Source organism: Streptomyces sp. SID5785, from assembly GCF_009870065.1.
GTDB lineage: Bacteria > Actinomycetota > Actinomycetes > Streptomycetales > Streptomycetaceae > Streptomyces.
In genome coordinates this window covers 1-6,873 of record NZ_WWIA01000733.1, presented here as the reverse complement: position 1 = coordinate 6,873, position 6,873 = coordinate 1, and the positions used below count along the sequence as shown (strand labels likewise).

Below are 6,873 nucleotides of genomic sequence, written 5' to 3'. Positions count from 1 at the left end.
CCTGTAGCTCAATTGGCAGAGCAGCCGGCTGTTAACCGGCAGGTTACTGGTTCGAGTCCAGTCGGGAGAGCTGTCGGACAAGCCCTTCGAAGTCACTTCGGAGGGCTTTTTCGTGCCTGGTGGAACCAGGTGCCGCGCACCGGAGTCCTCATGGTCGTGCAGAGCCGAACCATCCGAGGCAGGAGATCGTATGAGCGGCTATGCTGCGGCAGACGGCGCGTACACATGTACGCGCCACGCCGTGTAGGGGCGGTAGCTCAGCCGGTTAGAGCAGCGGACTCATAATCCGTCGGCCGTGGGTTCGAGTCCCACCCGCCCCACGCTGGCCGCTCGGTGGAGAAACGTTCTCACCTGCGATGCGGTCTGAAACGTCATCAGGTAGGCGGTCCTCCGCGAGGACCGAACATCACCTGTTCGCCCGTTGCCCGCTCGGTGCGCGACAGCCGACCGCGCCGGGCGACAGAACGACAGAGGGCCCCGATGCGTCGGGGCCCTCGATCATGTGCGCGCGGGTGGCGCCCCCGCGTGAGACGCCCGGCTGGGGCGGGCGGCGGGAGAGGCCACGCCGGGTCGCCCGCGGAGGTTCCTTGAGGGCTTCCTCGCGGCGGCTCATCCGGGGCTGCGCGCCCATCAGGGGCGTCGCTATAGGCCTGGCGCTGTTGGCGGCGTGTGTCGAACTCGTCGGCGATCACGCGGCGGAAGACGACGCCGCGACTACCTCGGCAACTACTGCTTCCTCTGGGGGCAGAGGTGGCCGCGTGGTGACTGAGCGTACATCCGGAAGGACACCTTCGGTCAGGTCGTCTTGACCGGGACTCCTCCGGCGTCGAAGACCTTTCCGGTGACGGCGTTCACTCTGTAGAGGTCGGGTACGACTTCGTCGTCGGGTCCGGTGGAGTGCGGAGCCACGTTCACGAGCCAGTAGGGCGTCCAGGCGCCTTCCAGGTCATCGGCCTTGAGGGCCACTGCCTGTGCGGGATCGTCTGCGGCGGTGCTTCCGTTGGCCTTTGCCTCTGCTGCAACGGCTCTGTCTGCGGCCTTCTCTGCCTGCTCGGCGTCCAGCCTGGGCTCGGGCAGGTGCGTGCGGGTCGGGCCGAGAGTGACGTCGATCTGGGACACGTGCCCGGCCCTGTCCACCTGGACGTCGAGCATTCTGGGCATCAGTACGTCGTTGTGGGTCCAGCGCCAGTTCGTCATCCAGCCCAGGCCGGCCTTCTCGCCGACCGGGTCGGTCTCCTTGACGGTCGCAGTCCTCGCCCACGGGTAGCGCTGCTGGGCATAGGCCTGCGCGATCTCATGCGCCTCATAGTCCGAGGTCGGCGCCTTCGCCCCGGCGACCGGGTATCCCATGACTGTGGGCTTGTCGCTGTCCTCCAGAAGCACGTTCAGATGCTTCTTGTCCGGCCAGGACAGTGTGCCGCTCCCGAACACGTCTGACGATCCCTTCTCCTTGCTGTGCAGGTTGAAGATGACGTTCTTGCACGTGCTGCCGACGCACGGCTGCTCGTTCAGCTGCCCGATGTCGTACCGGTCGCCGAACGCCTCCTCTACTGCCTTCTCGACGGCGCGCTTCTGGTCATCGTCGGCTGCGGAGAGGCTGCTGCCGTCCACGTTGGTGAAACTGAGTACCGGGCGCGCCACGCCTGACGCCAGAAGGAAGACCGCCAGCGCAACGATCACAGCGCCCTTCACACCGCCCTGCCAGAGCAGCCGTGACCTCCGCGCCGCGAGGAAGGCAGCGACGAGCACCATTCCCAGCACACCGCCGAGGATGTTCATCTCCGCGTCCGCACTGTCGCAGATACGGCCAAGACCATCGACCTTCGCCTGCGTGAACTCAATGGCCAAGGGCAGAGTGACGACGCCGACCAGGGCAGGAAACGGGCGACGGCACGCCAGGAGCACGAAGGCGCCGACCGGCACCGTCATCGCGAGGTTCCATATTCCCTGCGTCGTGCGGAACGGCTCGGCGAGCTGATGGTTGAGGACACACACGCCGCTCGCCGGCCCGGCGCCCATGAAGGTGACCCCGAAGACGCCAGTGACGGTGAACGCGAGCCCGGCCCACCACACCGCCTGCGGGTTCCCCAGCCGACGGGCGAGCGTCCACGCTGCTCCGCCCAGCACGAAGGCGGTCGACGTGCATGCGGCCAGGTAGCCGAAGTGGTCTTGGAAGATCGCGGAGAACACGGCGCGGTCCTTGCATAGTCAGAACGGTTCGAGAGAGGCCGCGGGGCCCGCCCGGTCAGACGGGCCCCGTGGGGTGCTGGTTTCAGCAGTGAGTCGTCGGCGTCTGGAACGTGCCGCCGCTGTAGTTCAGGACCCCCGTCATGCTCTTGCAGTACGAACCGGAGCTCAGGCCCCAGGACTTCTTCACGGTCTTACCGGAGCCGATGCTGAAGTAGGCGCTGTAGTGGGTCGACCCACTGAGCGAGTAGCCAAGGCGGACCTTCACCGTGGAGCCACCCGTCTTCGAGTACGTGGTGTACACCTTGGCACCCGAGATCTGCTTGTTGTACACGACGCCGTTGGACAGCGAAGTGCATCGTTCCATGGGCTCATTCGTGGCGGTATAGCCGGAGCCGCTGCAGTACGCGGCGGCCGAGGCGGCCGGCGCGCTGATCATGATCGATCCTCCGGCGACGGCGAGAGCGGCAAGGGCGACGTTGGTGCGAGAACGCATGAAACTGTCCTGTCGTTGTACTGGGCATGCCAAATGGGCGGCAAGGAGGGTGTGGAGTCCCCCGTGCCGACTCGGTAGGTATCTGATCACGCACCGGAGATTTTTGTGAAGATCATTTGAGCTTCCTATGAGCTTCCTGTGCGATTTGGTGCAGATCGCCATGAGGGCTCGGATGATCCTCTAGAAGGAGGCGGCTGTAACCGTTCACCCGCTACCAAGTCTTTACGGACTACTGCATGGCGGTTCCGCCGGGGCGAGGTGCCGTTGCTGCACCGTGGTCCTGCCCTCGACGCGGCAGGGCGCAGGGCTCGAGAGGGCGGCCATGGCGCCGTACCATCACCCGGCAGACGGCCCGCCTGTACGGTCGCCGTCCGGTGAACGTGGACGGGTGCGATGGGTGGGGCGATGGGTAAGGCGAGTGGTAGACCGACCAATTCAACAGCGAGCTGCGCAGGCGTCGCGGCTGTTTGCCTCGTCGGGATCGTCCTGTTCGGGGTGGGCCTTACTTCCTGCTATCGAAGATCTACGAGGATCAGGACTACTCGGAGCCGATAACGACCGTGGCCCCGCGTGCTCCTGCAGATGACCACATGCGTACCGAACCACCCCGATCGGAACCCAGCCGAGACTCCAGCCAACAGGTATTCGAGTTCGGCCAGTTCTGCTCTCGCGCCGCCGCCCTCGGCTACACCCACGACGGGCGCCCCCGCGAAGTGCTGCACGGGCAAGGGCGGCCGAGCCGGCTGGAGCTACGACTCCCACCGTGGCTAGACCGTGAAGTCCGCTTGGCCGCGCCAAGATTCCTGGGAGGTTGAAGCAACCTCTCGCCTCGCGGCAGATTTGGAACTCCAGCAGGGTCTCCTCGACGCGCGCGACGTCACCGTGGCGACCGCCGACCGTGACGGACGGTCCGGACCCTCCGCGGTCCCTCGTGCAGGCCGGCCCACTCCCGAGCGCGACCCGCGAGGACTTGTTCCCCGCCGTCAACGACACCGACGCTCTCGCCCCGTACGCCCGACTCCACGCCCGCGTCGTCGAGTTTGCGGAGGTGATCATCTGTCACCCACACTGGAATGTGTCGATGGCTCAGACCCGCCAAGACCCGTTCTGCGCTCAAGCACGTCATGAAGACCGCCCGGCAACGCCCGTCCGAGGCGAGCGGCTGGGCCGGTGACCATGGGCCGGTTCCGGTACCCGATTTCGGACACCTGGAGACTACCGGCGAGGCCGGCGAGTGTGACTCTTCACGGGTTCAGCCGGTCAGCTCTGGCCTTCAGGGCCTCGGCGTGGGCGTCCCAGTTGGGGCCGAAGGACAGCGGGTCGGCGGCTGCCCCACGCAGGAGGGCCGCGTCGTCGGGGCGTTGCAGACATGCCAGTCGGAAGGCGAGGTTCCGAGCCCAGACCGGCATGGCCATCCAGTCCTCCGCGAGGGCGCCCCGCAGCGCGTGAAGGATGTCCTCAGCGGGGGGCGAACGTCAGCGTCTCGTTGAACTCGCGGACGGGCAGTGGGAAGGGCGCCGCGCGCCGGGGAGGGTGCCGCGGCTCCCATGCCGTACGGCCGACGAGGTCAGGGGGCGCCGCGCAGGCGGCGCGCGATGTCGATGTCGGCCTCCAGGGCACTGAATCGGGGCGGATCCCGGTCGGGGTCCAGGACCACGACGTGCAGTGTGTCCCCGACCGTCGGTGGGGCCGTGTCCGGATCGCGAAACGACGGGTGCTTCACCTGGTCGATGAACCCGGGCGAGCCCTGAGCGTCCACGCGGTACCCGACCGGAGCCACGGCGACGACCGTCACGTCGAGTTCCTCGTGGGTGTGGAATGTCATTCAGGTCCTCCGTGGACGGAAACTCGCCGTGCTGCGGGACTGCCGCTCAACTTCCCGGCGCTGCGAGGAAGTTGCGCTCACGTGACAGGGCTACGCCTGCGGCGCGGAACCGCATCGACGAGCCGTCGGAGGAGACGGACACCTGGAGCGTGCCGTCAGTTGCTCGTTCGACGTGGACGTCCTTCTGTCCCGGGGCGCCCCAGCCCCGCACCTTCACACCCCGTACTTCGTGGAAGCGCAGAAAGAACTCGACGCCTTCGGTCCCGTGTACACGGGAGAATCCGAGGGTGGCGGAGCAGCCCCGTTCGTCGAAGTGAACGTAGAAGAGGTCGCTCCGGCTCAGGACGTCGTGCGCGCACAGCGCCGGGATGTCCGGACTGCTCTCGGCGGCACCCTCAGAGCTTTTCATAGAAGGTCTTCTCGCTCGGGTCGGGAACAGTGGTGTGGAGCCTGGCGTCGAGTCTGCTGCGGAAGTGGTGAGGCCCGCTGTCCGAGCCATCGGGGCCGGCCCGGAATCCGCTGACGTGGCCGACGAGCACATCGGCACTTGCGCTGAAGCGAAGGAAGGCGGACTTCTCGCCCGGCGACACCGCGACGCTCATCCTGTGCAGGCTCTCGCTGAGTGCTTCCAGGCCGAAGGACACGAGCAGTCCGGGTTCCCAGGCGTCCAGTTCCAGATCCTCCACAGCGAGGAACTGGAGCTGCCCCTGCACCGTGTCGACGCCTCCGGCCGTCCAGTCCTCCGGCAGCGGCAAGGGCGGAGCGGGCAGATCCAGCCGCAGGGTCACGGTGGGGCCGTGCCAGTCGAGGTGGACGGATCGGAGTCTGACGGAGCTCAGGTCCAGGGGAGCGGATCCGTAGAGCGGGGCAAGGACCTCGCTGTTTCGGGGGGAGAGCCCAGCGGTCATAGCAGGAGTGTGGCCGAACCAGTGTTCCTGGTAAACGATCAGGTCGTTCCCATTGGGGTGGGGGAGTTCTCTCTGGAATTCCGGCATCGTGGTGGGCCGGGAGCAGGAGGCACAGGACTCAGGTCTCTCGCCCTGATGCCTCGTCCGACGGTGCGGCTGCGCGCAGTGAATCCAATGCCTCGCGAGAGGTTCGGCGCAAACGGGCCCACTGAGGCGACTGCGCCACGGCTTCGCCTGTCCAATGCGCGTCAGTACCGTCCGTCATCTCGGCCAGAAGGGAGTCGACATGTTGCAGTGGCGCGGCGACGTCCAAGGGAAGCGCGCCACGCGAGACCAGGGCTGCCACTACCCGGTAGGAGTCGTCGAAGTCCAGAGCCAGCTCGTCCGGCCCCAGTCCGAAGCGCTGCAGGTGCTCAAGCTGGCGGTTCGGACTCCAGGAAAGCCGGTCCAGCGCCTGCTCGAGCTGGCTGACGGCTGTCTGCACGCTCACCTGATGATTCCTTCCGCGTCTCCTCCGAGATTTCCTTCCCAGCCCTTGACACGCCAGTACGCTCCATCGCCGTGATGGCCGCCGCCAGGGTGCCAGCGAAGCATTCGCCCGGTTGGGTCGCCGCGGTCATTGTATTCGCGAAGCACCCAGCCCTGGCCCGCGTGACCTCCTCGGCCCAGGGCCTCCTCACGCCAACCAGGAGTGTTGACGATGGCCCCTCTGACTTGGTCGGGAGTCACCCCGCCCGACAGGACATCCGCGTTGTTCATGATGTCGTCCATGTTCTGGATCGACCCGACCGGCCCGGCTTCTTCACGGAGCTGTTCCCTCAGCCGCTCGCCGTTGGCCGCGTTGTGGGGGCCTTCGGCGCCATTGCGCCACGCATTCGGGCACTCGACGGGTGCAAGACCCAATGGATCGCTCCACGTGAGCGGATTGGCGATGTATGTCGAGGGGTGTGGAGCGGGCGTGAGCCCCAGGGGATCAGCTGAAAGGTATCGAGCGGTCTCGGGGTCGTAGTGGCGGAAGTAGTTGTAGTGGAGGCCTGTTTCGGGGTCGTGGTACTGGCCGGGGAAGCGGAGGGGGGTGTAGGCGGTGGCGTTGGTGTTCCAGGTGGTGGTGCCCCAGAGGGTGGTGCGGGTGTGCCAGGCGATGTCGCCGTCTTCTGCCACGAGTTCGCGTGGGGTGCCGATGAGGTCGGTGACGATGGCGAAGAAGCGGGAGTCGATCTCGGACTGCGGGGCGTCGGCTGCCGTGATGCGTTCGGTCTGGGTGATGGGGTGCAGGCCGCGGTGGTCCCAGGTGAGGGTCACCGGGTTCGGGACGCCCGCCGACGAGGTCGTCTGTTCGCAGAGGGTGGTGCCGTCCCAGGTGAAGGTGACCCGTTCTGTCACGGTCGTGCCGTCCGGGGACATGCGCTGTTTTGAGGTGCGGCGGCCGAGGGGGTCGTACGTGTAGCGCCAGACGG

At 66.7% G+C, this 6,873-nt stretch carries 8 protein-coding genes and 2 tRNA genes; 2 read left to right on the top strand and 8 right to left on the bottom strand.

Going from position 1 to position 6,873, the window contains the following annotated elements; translation table 11 throughout:
* Positions 1–70: transfer RNA gene (locus tag GTW43_RS24125), tRNA-Asn, on the top strand.
* A gap of 176 nt (positions 71–246) precedes the next feature.
* Positions 247–320 (top strand) — tRNA-Ile (locus tag GTW43_RS24120).
* 475 nt (positions 321–795) lie between these two features.
* Here the strand turns inward: GTW43_RS24120 and GTW43_RS24115 are convergent.
* From GTW43_RS24115 to GTW43_RS24080, 8 genes are all read right to left on the bottom strand, one after another.
* Positions 796–2,190, bottom strand: a complete 1,395-nt coding sequence (locus tag GTW43_RS24115) for a VanZ family protein (RefSeq protein WP_161304130.1) — start codon at positions 2,188–2,190, stop codon at positions 796–798.
* An 82-nt stretch (positions 2,191–2,272) separates the two neighbouring features.
* Positions 2,273–2,683, bottom strand: a complete 411-nt coding sequence (locus GTW43_RS37630) for a hypothetical protein (RefSeq protein ID WP_202501875.1) — start codon at positions 2,681–2,683, stop codon at positions 2,273–2,275.
* A gap of 1,244 nt (positions 2,684–3,927) precedes the next feature.
* Complete coding sequence (locus tag GTW43_RS24105) at positions 3,928–4,098, bottom strand: hypothetical protein (RefSeq protein ID WP_202501874.1); 171 nt, start codon at positions 4,096–4,098, stop codon at positions 3,928–3,930.
* Between the two features lie 152 nt (positions 4,099–4,250).
* A complete protein-coding gene (locus tag GTW43_RS24100; RefSeq protein ID WP_161304129.1) occupies positions 4,251–4,508 on the bottom strand; it encodes a hypothetical protein in 258 nt (85 codons plus the stop codon).
* Positions 4,509–4,554: 46 nt separating this feature from the next.
* Entirely contained in the window at positions 4,555–4,917 is a 363-nt protein-coding gene (locus tag GTW43_RS24095; protein WP_161304128.1) for a hypothetical protein, read from the bottom strand.
* Complete coding sequence (locus GTW43_RS24090) at positions 4,904–5,416, bottom strand: Imm50 family immunity protein (RefSeq protein ID WP_161304127.1); 513 nt, start codon at positions 5,414–5,416, stop codon at positions 4,904–4,906. Before GTW43_RS24090 ends, GTW43_RS24095 begins: the two co-directional genes overlap by 14 nt.
* A gap of 118 nt (positions 5,417–5,534) precedes the next feature.
* Positions 5,535–5,906, bottom strand: a complete 372-nt coding sequence (locus GTW43_RS24085; protein ID WP_161304126.1) for a hypothetical protein — start codon at positions 5,904–5,906, stop codon at positions 5,535–5,537.
* The coding region (locus tag GTW43_RS24080) for an RHS repeat-associated core domain-containing protein (RefSeq protein ID WP_202501873.1) at positions 5,903–6,873 on the bottom strand (971 nt) is incomplete at its 5' end. The genes GTW43_RS24080 and GTW43_RS24085, both read right to left, overlap by 4 nt.

Excerpts from the sequence above, each read along its gene's own strand:
- GTW43_RS24100 (WP_161304129.1), bottom strand. The coding sequence starts at position 4,508 with ATGACATTCCACACCCACGAGGAACTCGACGTGACGGTCGTCGCCGTG.
- GTW43_RS24105 (WP_202501874.1), bottom strand. The coding sequence starts at position 4,098 with ATGGCCATGCCGGTCTGGGCTCGGAACCTCGCCTTCCGACTGGCATGT.
- GTW43_RS24095 (WP_161304128.1), bottom strand. The coding sequence starts at position 4,917 with ATGAAAAGCTCTGAGGGTGCCGCCGAGAGCAGTCCGGACATCCCGGCG.
- GTW43_RS24090 (WP_161304127.1), bottom strand. The coding sequence starts at position 5,416 with ATGACCGCTGGGCTCTCCCCCCGAAACAGCGAGGTCCTTGCCCCGCTC.
- GTW43_RS37630 (WP_202501875.1), bottom strand. The coding sequence starts at position 2,683 with ATGCGTTCTCGCACCAACGTCGCCCTTGCCGCTCTCGCCGTCGCCGGA.